This window comes from Paraburkholderia sp. TE9906 (assembly GCF_056279605.1).
Window position 1 is genome coordinate 61,258 of the sequence record NZ_JBWCCT010000002.1, and the last position, 19,917, is coordinate 81,174.

The 19,917-nt window shown below is 63.7% G+C and carries 24 protein-coding genes; 19 read left to right on the forward strand and 5 right to left on the reverse strand.

The window, feature by feature from the left end:
* Positions 1-88: 88 nt before the first annotated feature.
* Positions 89-835 carry a 2,3-diphosphoglycerate-dependent phosphoglycerate mutase gene (gpmA, locus tag ACZ9H4_RS04200; protein ID WP_476118316.1) on the reverse strand — a complete coding sequence of 249 codons (747 nt, stop codon included), beginning with the start codon at positions 833-835 and terminating at the stop codon, positions 89-91.
* Positions 836-973: 138 nt separating this feature from the next.
* Here gpmA and ACZ9H4_RS04205 point away from each other — a divergent pair, with 138 nt between their 5' ends.
* The 5 genes from ACZ9H4_RS04205 to ACZ9H4_RS04225 all read left to right on the forward strand — a co-directional run bounded on the left by ACZ9H4_RS04205 (position 974) and on the right by ACZ9H4_RS04225 (position 3,970).
* Positions 974-1,399, forward strand: coding sequence for a rhodanese-like domain-containing protein (locus ACZ9H4_RS04205; protein WP_408145752.1), 426 nt, complete (start codon positions 974-976; stop codon positions 1,397-1,399).
* Entirely contained in the window at positions 1,396-1,656 is a 261-nt protein-coding gene (gene grxC, locus ACZ9H4_RS04210) for a glutaredoxin 3 (RefSeq protein ID WP_028199035.1), read from the forward strand. Before ACZ9H4_RS04205 ends, grxC begins: the two co-directional genes overlap by 4 nt.
* 162 nt (positions 1,657-1,818) lie before the next feature.
* On the forward strand, positions 1,819-2,289 hold the full coding sequence (gene secB, locus ACZ9H4_RS04215) for a protein-export chaperone SecB (RefSeq protein ID WP_074762880.1): 471 nt from the start codon (positions 1,819-1,821) through the stop codon (positions 2,287-2,289).
* A 22-nt stretch (positions 2,290-2,311) separates the two neighbouring features.
* The gene (locus ACZ9H4_RS04220) at positions 2,312-3,310 is read left to right on the forward strand and encodes an NAD(P)H-dependent glycerol-3-phosphate dehydrogenase (RefSeq protein WP_476118317.1); all 999 of its coding nucleotides are present in this window, start codon (positions 2,312-2,314) and stop codon (positions 3,308-3,310) included.
* A gap of 111 nt (positions 3,311-3,421) precedes the next feature.
* Positions 3,422-3,970, forward strand: a complete 549-nt coding sequence (locus ACZ9H4_RS04225; protein WP_476118318.1) for an O-acetyl-ADP-ribose deacetylase — start codon at positions 3,422-3,424, stop codon at positions 3,968-3,970.
* On the opposite strand, the gene trmL is transcribed toward ACZ9H4_RS04225, so the two are convergent.
* On the reverse strand, positions 3,943-4,413 hold the full coding sequence (trmL, locus tag ACZ9H4_RS04230) for a tRNA (uridine(34)/cytosine(34)/5-carboxymethylaminomethyluridine(34)-2'-O)-methyltransferase TrmL (RefSeq protein WP_476118319.1): 471 nt from the start codon (positions 4,411-4,413) through the stop codon (positions 3,943-3,945). The genes ACZ9H4_RS04225 and trmL overlap by 28 nt on opposite strands.
* Positions 4,414-4,431: 18 nt before the next feature.
* Positions 4,432-5,133, reverse strand: coding sequence for a phosphoribosyltransferase family protein (locus ACZ9H4_RS04235; protein WP_476118320.1), 702 nt, complete (start codon positions 5,131-5,133; stop codon positions 4,432-4,434).
* A 167-nt stretch (positions 5,134-5,300) separates the two neighbouring features.
* Between ACZ9H4_RS04235 and ACZ9H4_RS04240 the strand changes: the two genes are divergently transcribed.
* From ACZ9H4_RS04240 to ACZ9H4_RS04275, 8 genes are all read left to right on the forward strand, one after another.
* Positions 5,301-6,266 (forward strand): methyltransferase domain-containing protein, encoded by a 966-nt coding sequence (locus ACZ9H4_RS04240; protein WP_476118321.1) that lies wholly within the window; start codon positions 5,301-5,303, stop codon positions 6,264-6,266.
* 295 nt (positions 6,267-6,561) lie between these two features.
* Positions 6,562-7,035 (forward strand): DUF2244 domain-containing protein, encoded by a 474-nt coding sequence (locus tag ACZ9H4_RS04245; protein ID WP_121319223.1) that lies wholly within the window; start codon positions 6,562-6,564, stop codon positions 7,033-7,035.
* A gap of 66 nt (positions 7,036-7,101) precedes the next feature.
* Complete coding sequence (coxB, locus tag ACZ9H4_RS04250) at positions 7,102-8,712, forward strand: cytochrome c oxidase subunit II (protein WP_408145603.1); 1,611 nt, start codon at positions 7,102-7,104, stop codon at positions 8,710-8,712.
* A 44-nt stretch (positions 8,713-8,756) separates the two neighbouring features.
* A complete protein-coding gene (gene ctaD, locus ACZ9H4_RS04255; protein WP_168666060.1) occupies positions 8,757-10,370 on the forward strand; it encodes a cytochrome c oxidase subunit I in 1,614 nt (537 codons plus the stop codon).
* Between the two features lie 117 nt (positions 10,371-10,487).
* Positions 10,488-10,622, forward strand: coding sequence for a cytochrome oxidase small assembly protein (locus ACZ9H4_RS04260; RefSeq protein ID WP_217468646.1), 135 nt, complete (start codon positions 10,488-10,490; stop codon positions 10,620-10,622).
* A gap of 48 nt (positions 10,623-10,670) precedes the next feature.
* Entirely contained in the window at positions 10,671-11,285 is a 615-nt protein-coding gene (locus tag ACZ9H4_RS04265; protein ID WP_408145607.1) for a cytochrome c oxidase assembly protein, read from the forward strand.
* A 33-nt stretch (positions 11,286-11,318) separates the two neighbouring features.
* Positions 11,319-11,528 (forward strand): DUF2970 domain-containing protein, encoded by a 210-nt coding sequence (locus ACZ9H4_RS04270; protein ID WP_476118322.1) that lies wholly within the window; start codon positions 11,319-11,321, stop codon positions 11,526-11,528.
* A 150-nt stretch (positions 11,529-11,678) separates the two neighbouring features.
* Positions 11,679-12,536, forward strand: a complete 858-nt coding sequence (locus ACZ9H4_RS04275; protein WP_408145611.1) for a cytochrome c oxidase subunit 3 — start codon at positions 11,679-11,681, stop codon at positions 12,534-12,536.
* A 198-nt stretch (positions 12,537-12,734) separates the two neighbouring features.
* On the opposite strand, the gene ACZ9H4_RS04280 is transcribed toward ACZ9H4_RS04275, so the two are convergent.
* A complete protein-coding gene (locus ACZ9H4_RS04280; RefSeq protein WP_121316432.1) occupies positions 12,735-12,944 on the reverse strand; it encodes a twin transmembrane helix small protein in 210 nt (69 codons plus the stop codon).
* A gap of 111 nt (positions 12,945-13,055) precedes the next feature.
* Here ACZ9H4_RS04280 and ACZ9H4_RS04285 point away from each other — a divergent pair, with 111 nt between their 5' ends.
* The 5 genes from ACZ9H4_RS04285 to ACZ9H4_RS04305 all read left to right on the forward strand — a co-directional run bounded on the left by ACZ9H4_RS04285 (position 13,056) and on the right by ACZ9H4_RS04305 (position 17,269).
* The gene (locus ACZ9H4_RS04285; RefSeq protein WP_476118323.1) at positions 13,056-13,772 is read left to right on the forward strand and encodes an SURF1 family protein; all 717 of its coding nucleotides are present in this window, start codon (positions 13,056-13,058) and stop codon (positions 13,770-13,772) included.
* A gap of 154 nt (positions 13,773-13,926) precedes the next feature.
* The gene (locus tag ACZ9H4_RS04290; protein WP_408145614.1) at positions 13,927-14,589 is read left to right on the forward strand and encodes an SCO family protein; all 663 of its coding nucleotides are present in this window, start codon (positions 13,927-13,929) and stop codon (positions 14,587-14,589) included.
* A 36-nt stretch (positions 14,590-14,625) separates the two neighbouring features.
* On the forward strand, positions 14,626-15,735 hold the full coding sequence (locus tag ACZ9H4_RS04295) for a COX15/CtaA family protein (protein WP_476118324.1): 1,110 nt from the start codon (positions 14,626-14,628) through the stop codon (positions 15,733-15,735).
* A 6-nt stretch (positions 15,736-15,741) separates the two neighbouring features.
* A complete protein-coding gene (cyoE, locus tag ACZ9H4_RS04300; protein WP_408145618.1) occupies positions 15,742-16,647 on the forward strand; it encodes a heme o synthase in 906 nt (301 codons plus the stop codon).
* Positions 16,648-16,651: 4 nt separating this feature from the next.
* Positions 16,652-17,269 (forward strand): SCO family protein, encoded by a 618-nt coding sequence (locus tag ACZ9H4_RS04305; protein WP_476118325.1) that lies wholly within the window; start codon positions 16,652-16,654, stop codon positions 17,267-17,269.
* Between the two features lie 84 nt (positions 17,270-17,353).
* Here the strand turns inward: ACZ9H4_RS04305 and ACZ9H4_RS04310 are convergent, their stop codons facing one another.
* Entirely contained in the window at positions 17,354-17,644 is a 291-nt protein-coding gene (locus ACZ9H4_RS04310) for a YciI family protein (protein ID WP_476118326.1), read from the reverse strand.
* Positions 17,645-17,892: 248 nt separating this feature from the next.
* Here ACZ9H4_RS04310 and ACZ9H4_RS04315 point away from each other — a divergent pair, with 248 nt between their 5' ends.
* Positions 17,893-19,749, forward strand: a complete 1,857-nt coding sequence (locus ACZ9H4_RS04315; RefSeq protein WP_476118327.1) for a methyl-accepting chemotaxis protein — start codon at positions 17,893-17,895, stop codon at positions 19,747-19,749.
* Positions 19,750-19,917: the final 168 nt, after the last annotated feature.

Below are 19,917 nucleotides of genomic sequence, written 5' to 3' on the forward strand. Positions count from 1 at the left end.
ACCGGTAGGTGTTGCCGGTCGGCGCAGCCGGCGGACCGCGGCGCCCGTGCATGTTCAATGCACGAGGCCCGCGGCCGGCTGGGCGAAATCAGCCTGCCTTGCCCTGCTTGGCGACCGCGGCTTGCGCCTTGGCGATCGCTTCCTGGTCGCCCAGATAGTAGTGCTTGATCGGCTTCAGGTTCTCGTCGAGTTCATAGACGAGCGGCACGCCGTTCGGAATATTGAGGCCGACGATGTCGCTGTCCGAGATGTCGTCGAGGTACTTGACGAGCGCGCGGATCGAGTTGCCGTGCGCGGCGATCACGATCTTGCGGCCCGACTTGATGGCCGGGGCGATCGACTCGTTCCACAGCGGCAGCACGCGAGCAACGGTGTCTTTCAGGCACTCGGTGAGCGGCAGTTGTTCGCGCGGCACCTTCGCGTAACGCGGGTCGTCGTACGGCGCGCGTTCGTCCGTCGGCTCCAGCGCCGGCGGCGGCGTGTCGTAGCTGCGACGCCAGACCAGCACCTGCTCGTCGCCGAACTTCGCGGCGGTTTCCGCCTTGTTCAGGCCCGACAGCGCGCCGTAATGACGCTCGTTCAGGCGCCATGAATGGACGACCGGCAGGTACATCAGATCCATCTTGTCCTGCACGTGCCACAACGTGCGGATCGCGCGCTTGAGCACCGACGTGTAGGCGATATCGAATGTGTAGCCGGATTCCTTCAGCAGCACGCCCGCCTGCTGCGCTTCACTGTTGCCCTGTTCGGTGAGGTCGACGTCGACCCAGCCGGTGAAGCGGTTTTCCTTGTTCCACGTCGATTCGCCGTGGCGGATGAGAACGAGTTTGTACATGAGATTGCCGGTCGGTAGTAAGGAAGCGGTAAAGCGCAGCGGGGATTCCTCTGGAGGAGCACCGCCATCGCGTCAGACGGTTATTTTATAATGGGTGGATTGCCCTTTTCGATTTCTCTCTTTTTCGGCGGATTTTCCGTGAAGTTTTTCACTGATTACACAAACCTTGTACTGATCGCGATCGTCCTCATCTCCGGTGGGTTGCTGCTGTGGCCGACGATCATCCGGCGCGGCCGCGGTGGCCTGTCGGCCGCTGAAGCCACCCAACTGATCAACCGGCGCAATGCGGCGGTCATCGATCTTCGTTCGTCCGCCGACTTCGCCCTGGGGCATTTGCCCTCGGCACGGCACCTTGAATTTGCGGAGTTGCAGGCGAAAGTCGCGCAACTCGTAAAGAACAAGAGCAACCCGGTGCTGCTGGTGTGCCAGACCGGCCAGCAGTCGAACAAGGCAGCGCGTATCGTGCAGGATGCGGGATACGCGGAAGTCCACGTTCTCGAAGGCGGTGTCGACGCCTGGCAGAAAGCCGGTATGCCGGTTGTGAAACAAGGAGCAGCCAAGTGAACAAAGTGATCATGTACAGCACCCAGGTGTGCCCGTATTGCCAGATGGCCGAACGTCTTTTAAAGTCGCGCGGCGTCGAGCACGTTGAGAAGGTACTGATCGATAAGGACCCGGCTCGTCGTGAGGAGATGATGACCCGGACCGGTCGTCGCACGGTGCCGCAGGTGTTCATCGGCGAGACGCATGTCGGCGGGTACGATGACCTGTCCGCGCTCGACCGCGCGGGCGGTCTGATGCCGCTGCTCGAAGCCGCCTGAATTCGCGCGTCCTCCGCACATCTGCGGAAGGCGTGAGCCGGCGCGTGAAATACAAGCTGGCGCATGCCTGCCCTGCGAGGGCGGGCGGCGCGCCGCAACGATCCGGCGGCCCATGGAATCATGGGCCGCCACCATGCATACCTATCAGGGAATCACTCAATCATGTCCGACGAGAATAACCAGCCGTTCTTCAACATCCAGCGTATCTATTTGAAGGACATGTCGCTCGAGCAGCCGAATTCGCCGGGCATCTTCCTCGAGCAGGAAATGCCGTCAGTCGAAGTCGAAGTCGACGTGAAGGCCGAGCGTCTCGCCGACACCGTGTTCGAAATCCTCGTGACGGGCACTGTCACGGCCAAGGTGTCGGACAAGGTTGCATTCCTGATCGAAGCCAAGCAAGCCGGTATTTTCGACATCCGCAACATCCCCGCAGAGCAGATCGATCCGCTCGTCGGCATCGCCTGCCCGACGATCCTGTTCCCGTACCTGCGCTCGAACATTGCCGACGCGATCACCCGCGCCGGCTTCCCGCCGATCCACCTCGCCGAAATCAACTTCCAGGCGCTGTACGAGCAACGTCTCGCGCAGATGGGCAGCCAGGAAGGCGCGGCGCAAAACGGCGTCACGCACTAAGGTGACGCAAGCAGTGCCGGCTATGAAGGTTGCTGTCCTCGGCGCCGGCGCATGGGGCACAGCCCTCGCCGGCCATCTGGCCTTACGGCACGACACGGTGTTGTGGGCGCGCGAGCCTGCGCTCATTGCCGATCTCTGCGCGACGCACGAAAACGTCCGCTACCTGGCGGGCGTTGCTTTGTCGCCCGCGCTTCGCTACGAAGCGGACCTGAACGCGGCGCTCGACCACGCCCTCGCCGATGACGCGCTATGCGTCGTGGCCACCCCCGTGGCCGGCCTGCGTGGTCTGCTTCGAACGATGCGCGACGCTGGCAAGGTGCCTGCGCATCTGGTGTGGTTGTGCAAGGGTTTCGAAGCCGATCCGCAATTGCTGCCGCATCAGGTGGTCGCGGCCGAGCTGCCGACGCATGGCAGCAACGGTGTGCTGTCCGGTCCGAGCTTCGCGCGCGAAGTCGGGCAGGGCTTGCCGGTCGCATTGACGATCGCCAGCGCGTCGGCGGCATGCCGCGAGAACACGGTTGCCGCGTTTCACCACGACGCCATGCGCATCTATACCGGCGACGACGTCGTCGGCGTGGAAGTGGGCGGGGCAGTGAAGAACGTGCTGGCCATCGCAACGGGCATTGCCGACGGTCTCGGGCTCGGTCTCAATGCGCGCGCGGCGCTGATCACGCGCGGGCTGGCGGAAATGTCGCGCCTCGGCGTAACGCTCGGCGGACGGGCTGAGACGTTCACCGGCCTGACCGGTCTCGGCGATCTGATCCTGACCGCGACCGGCGACCTGTCGCGCAATCGCACAGTTGGCGTGCAACTCGCCGCGGGCCGCACACTCGACGACATTCTCGGTGCCTTGGGGCACGTGGCCGAAGGTGTCCGCTGCGCGCAAGCGGTTCTCGCAATTGCCCGCGCGCACGCGATCGAAATGCCGATCACGCAAGCGGTGTGCGCCGTGCTGTTCGACGGCGTAGCGCCTCGCGACGCCGTCAGCGCCCTGCTGCGGCGCGATTCCAAGGCGGAATAAGCGCTGTTCTTGAATCGATCAGTTTCAGCCGTTTAGCGCGTCATCGCGTTGAACGGCTGCCCTCTATCGCTGTCCACGTTTTTATCGACGCTTCGGATCAGCGAGGTTCCCATGCTCACTGTCAATGCTTGCACGCTGGAAGCACGTGTAGTCGACATCACCACGCTTGCAGTGGACGCGATCGTCAACGCTGCGAATACGTCGCTGCTGGGCGGCGGCGGTGTGGATGGTGCGATTCATCGCGCAGCCGGCCGCGACTTGCTGCGCGAATGCGAAACGTTGGGCGGTTGTGCGACCGGCGACGCCAAGCTCACCGGCGGCTACCGCTTGCCGGCCAAACATGTGATCCACGCAGTCGGCCCCGTCTGGCGGGGTGGGGCGCATGGCGAAGCCGATCTGCTCGCGTCCTGCTATCAGCGCTCGCTGGAGGTGGCGCGCGAGGCGCAATGCAGGAGCATTGCGTTTCCCGCGATCAGCTGTGGCATCTACCGTTTCCCCGCCGACGATGCGGTGCGGATCGCGCTCGCGACGGTGCTCGGCACCTTGCCGCGCGCGCCGCACATCGAACAGGTGTTGTTCGCCTGCTTCGACGACGCGATGTTCGCCCGCTACGAGGCCGAGTTGAAACGCCGTCAGGCGCCGCCGTCAAAGCCGGTCTGACGCCAGGCCTCGAACACCACGACCGCGACGGTATTCGACAAGTTCAGGCTGCGGTTGCCGGGGCGCATCGGCAGGCGCACGCGCTGTTCGTTCGCGAATTCGTCGAGCACGGCGTCGGGCAGGCCGCGCGTTTCGGCGCCGAACACGAACCAGTCGCCCGCCTGAAACGCGTGCTCGTGAAAGCGGCCCGAACCGCGCGTGGTGAACGCGAACATGCGCGCCGGATCCGGCGATTCTTTGGCGACTAACGCGGCCCAATCGGCATGCACGTTCATCTGCGCATACTCGTGATAGTCGAGGCCGGCGCGGCGCAGCTTGGCGTCGTCGAGCGGAAAGCCGAGCGGCTCGATCAGGTGCAGCCGCGCGCCGGTGTTGGCGCACAGGCGAATCACGTTGCCGGTGTTCGGCGGAATTTCCGGTTCTACGAGAACGACATTGAACATAGTGAGACCAGGTAAAGACTAGTTTTTCGGTGTGCGCAGCGCGACGAAGTTCGTGACCTGCCGCGCGCCGGCAGCTTTTAGCGTACGGGCGAGCGCTTCGAGCGTCGCGCCGGTCGTCATCACATCGTCGACCACGCCGACGTGCAGCCCGCTCACCGACCGCGCGACCCGGAATGCGCGGCCGACGTTCAGCCGGCGCGCGTCGAGGTCGAGCCGCGATTGCGGTGCGGTGTGGATCACTCGCTGCAGCAAGGTGGCGTCGCCGCGCACGTCGAGCGTGCGGGCCAATGGCTTCGCGATCTGCCATGCCTGGTTGTAGCCGCGCTCGGTGAGACGCCGGCCCGCCAGCGGCACCGGCGCGATTACGTCGGGCCGCTCGGACTCATCCTGCCATGCGTCTTGCGCAAGCCGCGCGAGGCGCTGCGCGAACTCCTGCGCCAGCATCAGCCGGGCGCGGAATTTCAGGCCGACCGCGAGCGTGTCGAGCGGTGCGCGATAGTCGGCAAGCGCGAAGGTCGCATCGAACGGCGGCGCTTCGGCGACGCAATCCGCACAGCGATATCGCGCATGTGCGGCCCATCGCGTTGCCGGCAAGGGCACCGCGCATACCGTGCATCGCAACCGGCTCTCGTTCCAGTAGGCCTTGTCGCAACCGGCGCACAACGTCTTATGCGACAAATTGCCGCACAGCGCGCAGAGGTTCGGCAGTGCCGCGTGCATCAGGTGTGGCCATGCCGAATGCAAGCCACATGTGAAACGCGCGAATCTGCCGCGTGAAGCCGAAGAAAACAGTCGAAATAGCACGAGTGGGCGCCCGCGAAGGCCTTTCACACTGAATGGAAGGAAGCGAACGAGTATACTTCGTGCTCTACGCCAGCACGACACTCATGCCCCCAACTTCCGCTCAATCAGGCCGTCCGGCCTATGATTCACGGCGCCTCAGGCGTATTTTCGACCGCCGCGCCGCACGGTTCGATGAGGTTGCGTTCCTGCCGCGCGAGATCGCGCAACGCATGCGCGAGCGTCTCGATTACATCAAGGTCGCGCCGTCGAGCGTGCTCGACGCGGGCTGCGGTGCGGGCGAAGACATCCCCGCATTGCGCGAGCGCTTCCCCGAAGCGCCGGTATTCGGCTCCGATCTGTCGCACGGCATGCTGACGCGCGCACTCCATCACGATGCCGGCGACACGAGCTGGCGGCGCTTCCTGCCGGCCTCGCTCGGCAAGGCGCTCGGCGCCCGCGGTCCGCGCTTCGCGCAAGCCGACTTCTCCGCGCTGCCGTTCGCGGCCGGCGCCTTCGAATTCATCTGGTCCAATCTCGCGCTGCACTGGCACTCGCGGCCCGATCTCGTGTTCCCGGAGTGGCAGCGCGTGCTGAAGGTCAATGGCCTGCTGATGTTCAGCACGCTCGGCCCCGACACGCTCAAGGAATTGCGCGGCGCCTACGCCGAAGTCGAGGCCGCGCATGGCGTCGCCTCGCGCAAGCACGTGATCGACTTTGTCGATATGCATGACCTCGGCGACATGCTGGTCGAAAGCGGCTTCGAAATTCCAGTGATGGACCAGGAAGTGCTCACCATCACCTACAAGTCGCCGGACTCGCTGCTCGCGGACGTGCGCCGCTGGGGCGCGTATCCGTTCGAGCGGGAAGCGTCCTCGAGCGCGGCCGCGCGCAGGCTGCACAAAGCGCTGCTGGCCGCGCTCGAAGCCCGTCGCCGGGCCGACGGCACGATCGCGCTGACCTTCGAGGTGATCTATGGACACGCATGGAAAGCGGTGCCGCGCACCACGGCCGAAGGGCATGGCATCGTGCGCATCGAGGATATCGGACGCGGTTCGTCGAGGAATCGTTGAAGCGGTAAAGACGACATCTGTTATGTCTGAAATTTGCACTTCGAAAGACCCGCAAAAGGCGGGTCAAAACGGCGCTAAGGCTTGTCGCGCCTGGCTTGTGGGCCAATCGGGGCTTGCTTGTGGATGCTATGGATCGCGCCTATAATGCGTCAGTTTGTCGCCCGGAGTTCCCACATTTGGGGCGGCAGGCCCGAGGCGTAGGGTTGCAACATGCGGTGACGCGGTAGAGGGTTCGCGCGGCCGGAATCGATGGCCGCAAGGAATGGCCGAAGTCGGCGATTCGCAGGAGGCGGCGGTGGGCGCATCAGATCTGCTGGCGGATTCAGAACCAGTTCTCAAAGACTGGACGATGAAGCGCAACTGTTCGATATCGCCCCGGCAGTTCATCTGTCTCTACGTTTCGCTTGCGCTGTTCTCGTTGGCAATTGCTTTCATGCTGGTTCTGGTCGGCGCCTGGCTGGTGTTGCCGTTCACCGGTATCGAATTGCTCGCGGTGGGCATCGCCTTTGCCATTTATGCGCGTCATGCTGTCGATTACGAACGTATCCGGTTGTTCCAGAGCCGGTTGGTGATCGAGCAGGTCAGCGCCGAGCAGCTCACGCAGTTTGAATTCAATCCGCGCTGGGTGCGGATCGAGCCGGGCGCAACGCCGCGTGACCAGATCAAACTGGTCTCGCGCGGCCAGACGATCATGATCGGGCAACATCTCGCGCAGTATCGGCGCGCGCAGTTCGCAGGCGAATTGCGTATGTGGCTCTCCCGTTGTTAGATGGGGCGAGGCACGCGGCGTTCAAGGGGAGTGCGAGAGAGGCTGCCAGCGGGGTCGAGGGTTTGAATGGAAAATTTGGGTAAGGAAGCTATGAAAACAATCAAGCGAGCGCTCATGAGCGTGCTGGCGATGAGCGGACTGCTTTTCGCCGGTGCTGCCCTGGCAGTGGGCGATGCTCCGGGCGGCCCTGCCGTCAACGCGATCAATCTCCAGCCGCCTGCGACGAGAATCGCCGAGGAGCTCTTCAGCCTCCACATGTTCATGCTGGCTCTTTGCACGGTGATCTTTGTCGGCGTGTTCGCCGTCATGTTCTATTCGATCTTCGCGCACCGCAAATCGAAGGGCCACAAGGCTTCGAATTTCCACGAAAGCACCACCGTCGAAATCATCTGGACGATCGTGCCGTTCGTCATCGTCGTGCTGATGGCGCTGCCCGCCACCCGCACCGTCGTCGCGATGAAGGACACCACGAACGCCGACCTCACGATCAAGGTCACCGGCTACCAGTGGAAATGGGGCTACGACTACGTGAAGGGTCCGGGCGAGGGCATCAACTTCCTGTCCACCCTGGCTACGCCGCGCGCGGAGACCGATGGCCAAAAGCCGATTTCCACGCTGTATCTGCAGGAAGTCGACAATCCGCTGGTCGTTCCGGTCGACAAGAAAATCCGCATCATCACCACCGCGAACGACGTGGTCCACTCCTGGTACGTGCCGGCCTTCGGCGTGAAGCAGGACGCGATTCCGGGTTTCGTGCGCGACACGTGGTTCAAGGCTAACCGGGTCGGCACGTTCCGTGGCTTCTGTACTGAGCTGTGCGGCAAGGAACACGCGTTCATGCCGGTCGTGGTCGAAGTGCTCTCCGACGACGACTACGCGAAGTGGGTCGACGCCCAGAAGAAGAAAATGGCCGCTGGCCAGGACGATCCCAACAAGACCTACACGATGGCCGAGCTAATGGAGCGCGGCGGCAAGGTGTACGCGGCGAACTGCGCGGTCTGCCACCAGCCGACCGGCAAGGGCGCAGGCGCATTCCCGGCGCTCGATGGGAGCAAGATCGCCAACGGCGCGATCGCCGAGCACGTGAGCCTCGTGCTGAAGGGTAAGAACGCGATGCCTTCGTGGGCGCCGACGTTGAACGATGTCGAAATCGCATCGGTGGTCACGTACGAGCGCAACTCGTGGGGCAATCACACCGGTGACATTCTCCAGCCGAAGCAGGTTGCGGATGCCCGTAACGGCAAGCTGCCGGAAGGCGGCAACCATCTGGCCGACGCGGGTGCCGCGGCAAGCGGGGCAACGGCGGCTTCGGGCGCGGAAGCTGCCGCGCCCAGTTCGGACAGCGCGGCCGCAACGCAGGCTGCACTGCCGGCAAGCATTTACTTCGAGACGGGCAAGAGCACGCTGCCGGCCGACGCGCAAGCGGCGGTCGACGCGGCCGCCGCCTACGCGAAGGCGCATCCGGACGCGAAATTCACGCTGTCGGGCTTCACCGACGCCACCGGGTCCGCCGACCTCAACGCGAAGCTCGCGAAGAGTCGTGCCGAAGCCGTGCGCGACGCACTGAAAGCAGCCGGCATTGCCGAAGATCACATCATTTTGAAGAAGCCGGAAACGATCACGGGCGGCACCGACGCGAAAGAAGCCCGGCGTGTTCAGATCAGCCCGGCTGCCTGACGTGTTCATGATCAGCACCGCAGAATTCGCTTTAGGAGATTGTCATGTCTAGCATCGGACACGATGTAGTCGCGGGCCACGAGCACGTGCACGGCGACCATGCCCACGAAACGCCGCATGGCTGGCGCCGTTGGCTGTTCGCAACCAATCACAAGGACATCGGTACGCTGTACCTGATCTTCTCGTTCACCATGTTCCTCTCCGGGGGCGTGATGGCGCTGGCGATCCGGGCCGAGCTGTTCGAGCCGGGCCTGCAGATCATGCGTCCCGAGTTCTTCAACCAGTTGACCACCATGCACGGCCTGATCATGGTGTTCGGCGCGATCATGCCGGCCTTCGTCGGGTTCGCGAACTGGATGGTGCCGCTGCAGATCGGCGCATCGGACATGGCTTTCGCGCGGATGAACAACTTCAGCTTCTGGCTGCTGCCGGTGGCGGCGGTGCTGCTGGTTGGTTCGTTCTTCTCGCCGGGCGGCGCGACCGCCGCGGGCTGGACGCTCTACGCGCCGTTGTCCACGCAGATGGGCCCGGGCATGGACTTCGCGATTTTCGCGGTCCACTTGATGGGAGCGTCGTCGATCATGGGCGGCATCAACATCGTCGTGACGATCCTGAACATGCGCGCACCCGGCCTCACACTGATGAAGATGCCGATGTTCGTCTGGACGTGGCTGATCACCGCTTACCTGCTGATCGCCGTGATGCCGGTTCTCGCAGGCGCGATCACGATGGTGCTGTTCGATCGTCACTTCGGCACGTCGTTCTTCAACGCGGCAGGCGGCGGCGACCCGGTGATGTACCAGCACATCTTCTGGTTCTTCGGGCACCCCGAGGTGTACATCATGATCTTGCCGGCGTTCGGCATCGTGTCGCAGGTGATCCCGGCGTTCTCGCGCAAGCCGCTGTTCGGCTATAGCTCGATGGTGTACGCAACCGCATCGATCGCGATTCTGTCGTTCATGGTCTGGGCGCACCACATGTTCACGACCGGCATGCCGGTGACGGGCCAGCTGTTCTTCATGTACGCGACGATGCTGATCGCGGTGCCGACCGGCGTGAAGGTGTTCAACTGGGTCGCGACGATGTGGCGCGGTTCGCTCAGCTTCGAAACGCCGATGCTGTTCGCAGTCGGCTTCCTGCTGGTGTTCACGTTCGGCGGTCTGTCGGGCCTGATGCTGGCAATGGCGCCGCTCGACATCCAGTACCACGGCACCTACTTCGTGGTGGCGCACTTCCACTACGTGCTGGTGGCGGGTTCCCTCTTCGCGCTGTTCTCCGGCTGGTACTACTGGGCGCCGAAGTGGACCGGCTGGATGTACAACGAAACGCGCGGCAAGATTCACTTCTGGGCGTCGATGTTCTTCTTTAACCTCGCGTTCCTGCCGATGCACTTCGTCGGTCTCGCCGGTATGCCGCGTCGTTATGCCGACTACCCGGCACAGTTCACCGATTGGAACCAGGTCATCTCGATCGGCGCGTTCGGCTTCGGTCTCGCACAGGTCTACTTCCTGTTCGCGGTTGCGCTGCCGGCCTACCGTGGCGGCGGCGAGCACGAAGAAGCGGGCGACAAGCCGTGGGACGGCGCAACGGGCCTCGAGTGGACCGTGCCGAGCCCGGCTCCGTTCCACACGTTCGAACATCCGCCGACCGTCGAATAAACGGTCTTCGGCGAGATGCCCGGCTCCGGCGTCGCATTACTGCGTGACGAGGAACCGGGCACCCGCCGGGCGGCGGCCGCAACTCGCCAGTCACGGAAAGTATTCAGAAAGTCGAGCATGACGCGCAATCCACAGGAACGACGTACACCGGAGCAGATCCGCGCGGGCAACAGGCGAATAGGTCTTGTGATGTTCGCCATCGCAGCGATCTTTTTCGCGAGCGTCATCATCAAGCAGTGCTGGTTCGCCTGAGGCAGCCCAGGCCGTTCGAGTCTGTATGCAGGTTTGTTGAGGATTGAGATGTCGACGCAACCGCCGGCTCAGGCCGACCGCTCTTTCAACCGTTCGATGCTGATCAAACTGTTCGTTGTCGCGTTGATGATGTTCGGTTTCGGCTTCGCGCTGATACCGATGTATCGCGCGATCTGCCAGATCACCGGCGTGAACAACCTCGTGCAGCGCGATGCCACGGCGCGCGAGGCGAAGAATACGCAGGTCGACATGAGCCGCACGATTTCGATCGAGTTCGACGCGAACGCGCGCGGCCCGTTGGGTTTCAAGCCGGAGCAGCGCAGCCTCGACGTGCATCCGGGCGAAGTGACGACGGTGATGTACGAGGTCAGCAACGAACAGCCGCGCACGATTCAGGCGCAGGCCATTCCGAGCTACGCGCCTAAGCAGGCTACCGAGTACTTCAAGAAGATCGAGTGCTTTTGCTTTACGCAGCAGACGTTGACAGCGAATCAGACCAGACGGATGCCGGTGGTGTTCGTGGTCGATCCGAAGTTGCCGAAGGATGTGAAGACGATCACGCTGTCGTACACGTTCTTTGAGTTGAGCACGCCGGCAGCGGCGAAGGCCGGGAGCGCGGGGCCCACGGCCAATACGGCGGCAACCGCCGCCAACCCCGCCTGATGGCGCGAGCCGCGGGCGAAGGAACGAGACAAGATGAACGAGAACGGCGGCAGTCCGCGCAAGAGTAGTTTCGGTCAGTCGATGCGGGCCGTGCTGTGGTCGTTTTTCGGCGTGCGCAAGCGCCGCGATCTGGAAGCGGATGCGACGCAGTTGAACCCGCTGCATGTGGTCGCGGCGGCGCTGATCGCCGCGGCTATCCTGATTGGCGTGCTGATCCTGGTCGTGCGTGTCGTGGTGGGATAGGCGTTCAGGCAGACGTTCAGGCACGCGAGCAGCGAGCAGGGCGAGACGAAGCAGAGCCCACGAATTAGAGTGAAGCGGTGCGGTATCGACGCGCCGCCGAAGATACAGCCGGTGATTCCGGAACAACTGGACTGAAGTGGAGAATCAAGAATGAGCGGTCAAAACGAGAGCCCGTACTATTTCGTACCGCATCCGTCGCGGCATCCGATCAGCGCCGCCACCGGCTTGCTGGTCATGCTCGGATCGCTTGCGGCCTGGATCAACGAACAAAGCTGGGCGCCGATCGGCGTCTTCGCCGGCTTGTTGTGGCTGCTCTTTACACTGTGGCACTGGTTCGGCGACGCGATCGCCGAATCGGAAGGCGGCATGTACGGCAAGAATGTCGACAAGTCGTATCGCTGGAGCATGAGTTGGTTCATCTTCTCCGAAGTGATGTTCTTCGGCGCGTTTTTCGGTGCGCTGTTCTATGCGCGTGAAATCGCGATGCATCAACTCGGCAGTCTCGATTACAAACTGATCTGGCCGGATTTCTCGGCGGTGTGGCCGAACAACGGTCCGGCTGCGCTCGTATCGACCTACAAGTCGATGCAGCCGTGGCCGGTGCCGACCATCAACACGGCGTTGCTGTTGTCCTCGGGCGCCACGCTGACGGTATCGCACCACGCGCTGCGTGAAAATCATCGCAAGAAGGCGATCATCTGGCTCGCGGCGACGCTCGTGCTCGGCGTCTGCTTCCTGTTCCTGCAAGGCTTCGAGTATTTCCACGCCTACAACGAACTGAATCTGACGCTGTCGTCGGGCGTGTATGGTTCGACGTTCTTCCTGCTGACGGGCTTCCACGGTTTCCACGTGTTCCTCGGCGGCACGATGCTCGCGGTGGTGCTGGCGCGCTTGATCCGCGGCCACTTCACGGCGGAGCATCACTTCGCCTTCGAAGGTGCCGCATGGTACTGGCACTTCGTGGACGTCGTGTGGCTCGGGTTGTACGTCGTTGTGTACTGGCTGTAACGGAGTCTGGCCTGCGCCGACCGGCTAACCGGACCGCGTGCAGGCCGTTCGCGCGACGTCCTTCGGGGCGGGGCGCACGAGCAGTATGCAAGCACAAGCAGCGCCGCCCTCGACCCTGTCAGGGCGGCGTTTTGTTTGGATGCGAGTGGCTGTGAGTGGCTGCAATGGGCGGCGTGAGGGTTCGTCCGCCTGACTCGATTAACGCCCGTAAGGAATGCCGGTCGACTGAATCCAGCCCATCCAGTGTGCGAACAGGATGAACAGAAACAGCGAGATCGAGAGGCCCACCCGTGTGGCGAGCGACCAGACCATCCGTTTGGTTTTGCCCTTGTCATGCATCATGAAATACAGCGCCGACACCATGCTGGCGATGATCAGAGCAAAGGCAATGGGAACGAGAATGTGCATGGAACCGGCTCAAACCAGGAAGCGCAGAGGCAAGAGGTTTATTATCGCACCGCGCGTGAGCGTTTGCCGCCGGTGGCAGCTGGTGTCGCAAGCCGTGTCGGAGCGTGCTCGATGAAGTTCCGGCTGATTCCCGCGCTGCTGATTCTGGTGGTGATCGTCGTGACGGTGCGGCTCGGTTTCTGGCAGCGCGAGCGCGCGCATCAGAAGGAGGCGCTCGAAGCGCACATCACGCAGTTCGAAAATGCGCCCGCGCAGCCGGTGAGTGCCGCGCCGGTCGAACTGAAGGACATCGAATTTCATCGCGTGAAGGCGCGCGGCACTTTTGTCGCAGACAAGGTCGTGTACCTGGATAATCGTCCGTATAACGATCAACCGGGCTTTTACGTCGTGATGCCTTTTAAACTGGCCGACGGCGGTTATGTGCTGGTCAACCGCGGCTGGCTGCCGCGCAACATGAGCAGTCGCGAGACCATCGCGCCGTACACGACGCCGCAAGGCGAAATCGAGATCGAAGGGATCGCGCGGGCTGACGCGTCGCGCGCGTTCGAGTTGGGGCAGGGCGGTTCCGCCGCGCATCAACTGATCCGTCAGAATCTGGATATCGCCGCGTATGCCGCGGAAACCGGGCTGCCGTTGCACTCGTTCGTGATTCAGCAACTGAGCGACGACGGCGACAAACTGGTGCGTGACTGGCCCGCGCCGACCAGCGGTGTCGAGCGCAACTACGGCTACATGTTCCAGTGGTGGGGCATGGCGGCCGCGGCCCTGGCTTTCGGTCTGTATGCCGCGCGCCGCGCCGGCAAGAGAGAGCATGCACCGGGCGCGTAATCGGAACGTGGCCTCGCGCTCGGGCCTCGTCGTGAGAGCACGCGCGGGGTGCGTAACGAAACAGAGCACACGCTGCGCGCGTGACGCAGCACATTCGGCTTAACGGTCCGGTAAATCACGGCCAGGCCGCGCAATCATTGAAAGAGGTCCTGTAGTGTCGACGCAATCTCCCCGTTCGCCGCGAGCCGGCAAACCCGCCGCATCGAAAGCGATGCCCGGCCAACCCAATGGCAAAGGTTCCTGGCAGCGCGGCCGCTGGATGCTGCTGCTGCTGGCGATCATCTGCGCCGCGCCGATCGCCGTGTCGTATTTCATGTACTACGTGATCAAGCCGAGTGGCGGCAGCACGAGCTATGGCACGCTGGTCGACCCGCAGCGGCCGATTCCCGACTCGCTCGTGGTCACGGGCGAAGACGGCAAGCCGCTCAAGCTGGCGACGCTGCGCGGCCGCTGGCTGCTGGTCTCGGTCGACAACAGCGCATGCGACAAAGCGTGTGTCACCAAGCTCTACTTCATGCGACAAATCCGCGCAGCCCAAGGCCCGGAACGCGAGCGCGTCGTGGAAGTGTGGCTGCGCACCGATGCAGGCAAGGTCGCCGACGTGATACAAACCGCCTACCCGGACACCAACATGCTGGTCGCCGATCCGGCGCAGGTGTCCGCGTGGCTGCCCGCCGACACGGGCACCCAGATCACCGACCACATCTACATGGTCGATCCGAACGGCAATCTGATGATGCGTTTTCCGAAAGATCCGAACCCCAGCAAGATCAAGGGCGACGTGACCAAGCTGCTCAAATGGTCGAGCATCGGCTGATGCCGCAACCAGGCTAAGACGACAGAGTAAAAAAAGATGTTCGTATTGCAACTGGCCCTGATCGGCTTGTGTATTGCGTTGCTGCCGCTGTCCTATGTATGGGTCAAGGTCGACGACAATAAATTCCGCAAGCTGGTCTGGCTGACCACCTTTCTCACGCTCGATCTCGTGATGTTCGGCGGCTTCACTCGCCTCACCGACTCCGGACTCGGCTGCCCGGACTGGCCGGGCTGCTACGGCACCTCGTCGCCGTTCATCGCGCACGCGGCGATTTCAGCCGCGCACCAGGCGATGCCCACCGGGCCGGTCAGCATGACCAAGGCCTGGATCGAAATGATCCACCGTTACTTTGCGATGGCGATCGGCGTGCTGATCATCGCGCAGACGATCATTGCGTGGTCCGCGCGCATCAAGCGCCGCCCGCTGCATGTGTCGCCGTGGTGGCCGACCTCGCTGCTGCTGCTGATTCTCGTGCAGGGCGCGTTCGGCGCGTGGACCGTGACGATGAAGCTGCAACCGGTCATCGTGACGACGCACCTCCTGCTCGGCCTCGCGCTGCTCGGCACGCTCGGCTGGCTGGCGGCGCGGCTCACGCCCTTGCCGGCTTACGAGCCCGAAGCCGCGCGCTGGCGCGCGGCGGCGCTGGCGGGCCTCGCGCTGCTGGTCGTGCAGATCGCGTTGGGCGGCTGGGTCAGCACGAACTACGCGGTGCTCGCGTGCACCGACTTCCCGACCTGCAACGGCCAATGGATTCCGCCGATGGACTTCGCGCACGGCTTTCACCTGTGGCGTGCGCTCGGCATGACCGGCGACGGCGACGTGATCACCCAGGACGCGCTGGTGGCGATCCACTGGACGCATCGCACGTTTGCGTTCGTGGTGATTGGCTATCTGCTATGGTTCGCGGCGAAGCTGCGCCGCTTCGAATCGCTGCGCGCGCCGGCGAACGGCGTGCTGCTGGTGGTGCTGATCCAGTTCATCACCGGGCTGTCGAACATCGTTCTGCAATGGCCTTTGCCGATTGCAGTCGCCCATAACGGCGGGGCCGCGATCCTGCTGCTTTTGCTCGTTATGTTAAACTTTCGGATCGCTTATAGCCGTCCCGGCCGCGCCGTGCTCCCAGCGCGCGATGCCGCGCCAGCGTGACTCCACATGGACAGCACAACACTCTCCCAAACGCCCGGTAGCCGGGTTTCCCAGTACATCGCCCTGACGAAGCCGCGCGTCACGCAACTCGCCGTGTTCTGCGCCGTCATCGGCATGTTCCTGTCGACGCCCGGCATGGTGCCGTGGACCGTGCTGATCGGCGGCACCGTCGGCATCTGGCTGCTGGCCGGCGCCGCGTTCGCGATCAATTGCCTCGTCGAACAGAAGATCGATGCGAAGATGCGCCGCACTTCGTGGCGTCCGTCCGCGCGCGGTGAAATCACCACGTCGCAGATTCTGTTGTTTTCGGCCGTGCTCGGCGGCATCGGCATGTGGACGCTCTACACGTTCGCCAATCCGCTGACCATGTGGCTCACGCTGGCCACCTTCGTCGGCTATGCGGTCATCTATACGCTGTTGCTCAAGCCGGCTACGCCGCAGAACATCGTGATCGGCGGCGCGTCGGGCGCGATGCCGCCCGCGCTCGGCTGGGCTGCGGTCACGGGTCACGTGCCGGGCGATGCCTGGATTCTGGTGCTGATCATCTTCGTGTGGACGCCGCCGCATTTCTGGGCGCTCGCGCTGTATCGCCGCAAAGACTACGAGAACGCCGGCCTGCCGATGCTGCCGAACACGCACGGCGAGAAGTACACGCGCCTGCATATTCTGCTGTACACGGTGATCCTGTTCGCGGTCACGCTGATGCCGTTCATCTCCGGCATGAGCGGCGTCGTGTACCTCGCCGCGGCCGTGCTGTTGGGCGCCGTGTTTCTCGCGTATGCGTGGAAGATCTATCGGGAATACTCGGACGATCTGGCGCGCAGCACCTTCCGTTACTCGATCGTCTATCTGTCGCTGCTGTTCGCCGCGCTGCTGATCGACCACTATGCGCGCGTCCTGATTGGCGCGTAATACCATGCTCACAAACCGCTTCGCGCGCATCGCGCGTGCTGCCGTGATCGCTTGCGCGCTGGGCGGCGCGATGCTGGTGGCGGGCTGCGGCAAACAGCCGCCGGCGTTCACCAATCTAGACATCACCGGTAATACCCAATTCGCGAGCGATTTCTCGCTGCCCGATACGTCCGGCAAAATCCGCACGATGGCGGATTACAAGGGCAAGGTGGTGGTGCTGTTCTTCGGCTACACGCATTGCCCGGACGTCTGCCCGACCACGATGGCCGAACTCTCGCAAGCGTTGCAGCAACTCGGCCCCGAGGACGCGAAGCGCGTGCAGGTGCTGTTCGTCACCGTTGATCCCGAGCGCGATACGCCGGAATTGCTGGGGCAATACGTACCGGCGTTCAATCCGACTTTCGTCGGCTTGCGTCCCGCCGATGCGGCGCAACTCGCCAAGCTCGCGAAAGACTTCCGCGTCTATTACGCGAAGGTGCCGGGCAAGACGCCCGACAGCTACACGATGGATCACACGGCCGCGAGCTATGTGTTCGACACGCAAGGCAAGCTGCGTCTGTTCGCGCGCGACGGCCAGGGCGCCACGCCGTGGGTGCACGATATCAAGCTGCTGCTCGACTGAGTCGCGGCACCATCAAAATGGGCGCGTGATCGGATCACGCGCCCATTTTCAAATCTCCTCGCTGCAACCCATCCCCTCCAAATTTCAGACAGGCATCGGTAGATTCAACCCCGGTGCGAGACGCGTCGTCTTGAACTCCGTCACTTCGTAACGCGCGAGCTTCTGCTCGGCGAATGGGTCGCTGGCGAGGATCCGGTCCAGCCTCTCGCGCTCGATGCGCACCGCCAGGATGATGCCGCCATCGCGTGGCACTTTCGGTCCGGCGGCGACGAATATCCCCGCTTCAAACTGCTTCGCCAGAAACGCGCGGTGCGCGTCGAGTGCGTCGTCGATGCGTTCGAACGAGGCGGTGTAGATAAGGTTGATGACGTACATGAGCGTTCTCGCGGGCAATTGAACGAGCCGCGCGCCTGTGCGCTCGCGGCTACGACCTTGAATTATCGGTCAGCGAGCGATTTATTGCGTGAAACCAACTCATCCGCGCGCCGCCATGCGGCGCAGCCAGGTCCCTCAAGTTGGCCGTCCGGCATGCCGATATAACTGAGGCAATCGTTTGCGCTCAGCGCGCGGCCACACGCTCGCGCCGCGAATCGAAGACGAATCACACGAGAGAGACCACAACAATGAGCAGGATGAGTTTGAATCGCAAACTATGGCTGTCGCTCGCGCTGGTATGGCTGGGGCTGCTTGGCGTCGGCCTGTGGAGCGCGGTCGAAACCCGCAGCACGATGCTGGCCGAGCGCAAGGCGGGCATGGCGAACCTCGTCGAGGCGGCGCAGGGCGTGGTGAGCGGCTACTACGCGCTGTCGCAGAGCGGCAGGATGAGCGAGGCCGATGCGCAGCGCGAGGCGCTCGCCCGGCTTGCCACGATGCGCTACGGCGAATCCGGCTATCTGTTCGTGATGGACTCGAAGCCGGTCGTGCTGATGCACCCGACGCTGCCGCAAATGACCGGCAAGCCTGTCGGCGACTTCAAGGATCCGGACGGCAAGCTGCTGTACGTGGCGATCGTCGATGCGGCCAAGGCAAGCGGCCGCGGCTTCGCGCAGTATCGCGGACGTTTGCCGCACAGCGAAACGGCGGTGCCGAAAATCAGTTACGTGGTGCGGTTCGCGCCGTGGGACTGGAACATCACGAGCGGCGTGTTCATCAAGGACATCGACACGGTGTACTACGAAACGCTGCTTGGTCACCTCGTGGTCGTGCTGGTGATCGGCGCGGTCATTTCGCTCGCGATGGTGCTGATCATCCGCAACGTGCGCGCGAGTCTCGGCGGCGAACCGGACCAGGCGGCGCGGCTGGCGGCGAGTATCGCGCAGGGTGATCTGACCCACGCGGTCGAGGTTCGTGCGCAGGACACGACGAGCATGATGGCCGCGATGCGCGACATGCAGAACCGTTTGCAGCGCACGATCGGCGAGATCCGGCGCTCGGCGGAATCGATCGCGTCGGCGACGCAGCAGATAGCCGCCGGCAACGGCGATCTGTCGCAGCGCACCGAACAGCAGGCGGCGTCGTTGCAGGAGACTGCGGCGAGCATGGAAGAGCTGACCGCGACGGTCAAGCAGAACGCCGACAACGCGCGCCAGGCGAGCGGCCTTGCGCACAACGCGTCCGAAATCGCGACCCGGGGCAATGATGTCGTGAGCCGCGTGATTGGCACGATGGGCGAGATCAACGACAGTTCGCGGCAGATTGCCGACATCATCGGCGTGATCGAAGGGATCGCGTTCCAGACCAATATCCTGGCCTTGAACGCGGCGGTGGAAGCCGCGCGCGCCGGCGAGCAGGGGCGCGGCTTCGCGGTCGTCGCGGGCGAGGTGCGCAGCCTCGCGCAGCGCTCGGCCACGGCGGCCAAGGAGATCAAGCAGTTGATCGGCGCGTCGGTAGAGCGGGTGCACAACGGGTCGACGCTGGTGCAGCAGGCCGGCGCGACGATGGGCGAGATTCTGCAGGCGGTGCAGCGCGTGACCGACATCATGGGCGAAATCGCGGCGGCGTCCGAGGAGCAGAGCAGCGGCATCTCGCAGGTCGGCCGCGCCGTCACGCAGATGGACGAAGTGACGCAGCAGAATGCCGCGCTGGTCGAGCAGGCGGCTGCGGCGGCGGCATCGTTGCAGGACCAGGCTGGGCGTCTGCGCGATACGGTGAGTGCGTTTCGTGTGAATGGTGGGGCGAGTGGCGCGGTGGACGCGGCTGAACGCGCGGTTGCCGGGAGAGCGCGTGAAGCGGCACCAGCGGCGCTCGCAGGGGCGACACGGGACGGCAGCACGGCGGCTGAGGTCAAGGAGGCATCCATACGCGCCGAGCCGAAACTCGCCGCGACGGCTTCAGCAGCCGGTTCGGCGAGGACCACACCGGCCGCATCGGCCGCATCGACTGCGAACAACGGGGCCGCCGCAAAGCGTTCGTCCGCCGCCTCGGCAAGGCCCGCCCCCGCAAGCACCCGCACCCCCGACGACGACTGGACCACCTTCTAGCCACCACTCCCGTCGCGTACCGCGTGTTCAGCGGACGCGGTCCCGCGCCGTTCATATGCATACCGATATGCCATCGCGCTATTTCCCATCTCGACGCGCATATGAGACCATTTAGGGCTTGGTTGGCGGCGCGCTCGCATCTGTAAGCGCCGCCGCCGGCTTCCACCT

What these genes read in the sequence shown, in the direction of transcription:
- gpmA (WP_476118316.1), bottom strand. Translation starts at nt 835, where the DNA reads ATGTACAAACTCGTTCTCATCCGCCACGGCGAATCGACGTGGAACAAG.
- secB (WP_074762880.1), top strand. Translation starts at nt 1,819, where the DNA reads ATGTCCGACGAGAATAACCAGCCGTTCTTCAACATCCAGCGTATCTAT.
- ACZ9H4_RS04220 (WP_476118317.1), top strand. Translation starts at nt 2,312, where the DNA reads ATGAAGGTTGCTGTCCTCGGCGCCGGCGCATGGGGCACAGCCCTCGCC.
- ACZ9H4_RS04225 (WP_476118318.1), top strand. Translation starts at nt 3,422, where the DNA reads ATGCTCACTGTCAATGCTTGCACGCTGGAAGCACGTGTAGTCGACATC.
- trmL (WP_476118319.1), bottom strand. Translation starts at nt 4,413, where the DNA reads ATGTTCAATGTCGTTCTCGTAGAACCGGAAATTCCGCCGAACACCGGC.
- ACZ9H4_RS04235 (WP_476118320.1), bottom strand. Translation starts at nt 5,133, where the DNA reads ATGCACGCGGCACTGCCGAACCTCTGCGCGCTGTGCGGCAATTTGTCG.
- ACZ9H4_RS04240 (WP_476118321.1), top strand. Translation starts at nt 5,301, where the DNA reads ATGCCCCCAACTTCCGCTCAATCAGGCCGTCCGGCCTATGATTCACGG.
- coxB (WP_408145603.1), top strand. Translation starts at nt 7,102, where the DNA reads ATGGAAAATTTGGGTAAGGAAGCTATGAAAACAATCAAGCGAGCGCTC.
- ctaD (WP_168666060.1), top strand. Translation starts at nt 8,757, where the DNA reads ATGTCTAGCATCGGACACGATGTAGTCGCGGGCCACGAGCACGTGCAC.
- ACZ9H4_RS04260 (WP_217468646.1), top strand. Translation starts at nt 10,488, where the DNA reads ATGACGCGCAATCCACAGGAACGACGTACACCGGAGCAGATCCGCGCG.
- ACZ9H4_RS04265 (WP_408145607.1), top strand. Translation starts at nt 10,671, where the DNA reads ATGTCGACGCAACCGCCGGCTCAGGCCGACCGCTCTTTCAACCGTTCG.
- ACZ9H4_RS04270 (WP_476118322.1), top strand. Translation starts at nt 11,319, where the DNA reads ATGAACGAGAACGGCGGCAGTCCGCGCAAGAGTAGTTTCGGTCAGTCG.
- ACZ9H4_RS04275 (WP_408145611.1), top strand. Translation starts at nt 11,679, where the DNA reads ATGAGCGGTCAAAACGAGAGCCCGTACTATTTCGTACCGCATCCGTCG.
- ACZ9H4_RS04280 (WP_121316432.1), bottom strand. Translation starts at nt 12,944, where the DNA reads ATGCACATTCTCGTTCCCATTGCCTTTGCTCTGATCATCGCCAGCATG.
- ACZ9H4_RS04285 (WP_476118323.1), top strand. Translation starts at nt 13,056, where the DNA reads ATGAAGTTCCGGCTGATTCCCGCGCTGCTGATTCTGGTGGTGATCGTC.
- ACZ9H4_RS04295 (WP_476118324.1), top strand. Translation starts at nt 14,626, where the DNA reads ATGTTCGTATTGCAACTGGCCCTGATCGGCTTGTGTATTGCGTTGCTG.
- cyoE (WP_408145618.1), top strand. Translation starts at nt 15,742, where the DNA reads ATGGACAGCACAACACTCTCCCAAACGCCCGGTAGCCGGGTTTCCCAG.
- ACZ9H4_RS04305 (WP_476118325.1), top strand. Translation starts at nt 16,652, where the DNA reads ATGCTCACAAACCGCTTCGCGCGCATCGCGCGTGCTGCCGTGATCGCT.
- ACZ9H4_RS04310 (WP_476118326.1), bottom strand. Translation starts at nt 17,644, where the DNA reads ATGTACGTCATCAACCTTATCTACACCGCCTCGTTCGAACGCATCGAC.
- ACZ9H4_RS04315 (WP_476118327.1), top strand. Translation starts at nt 17,893, where the DNA reads ATGAGCAGGATGAGTTTGAATCGCAAACTATGGCTGTCGCTCGCGCTG.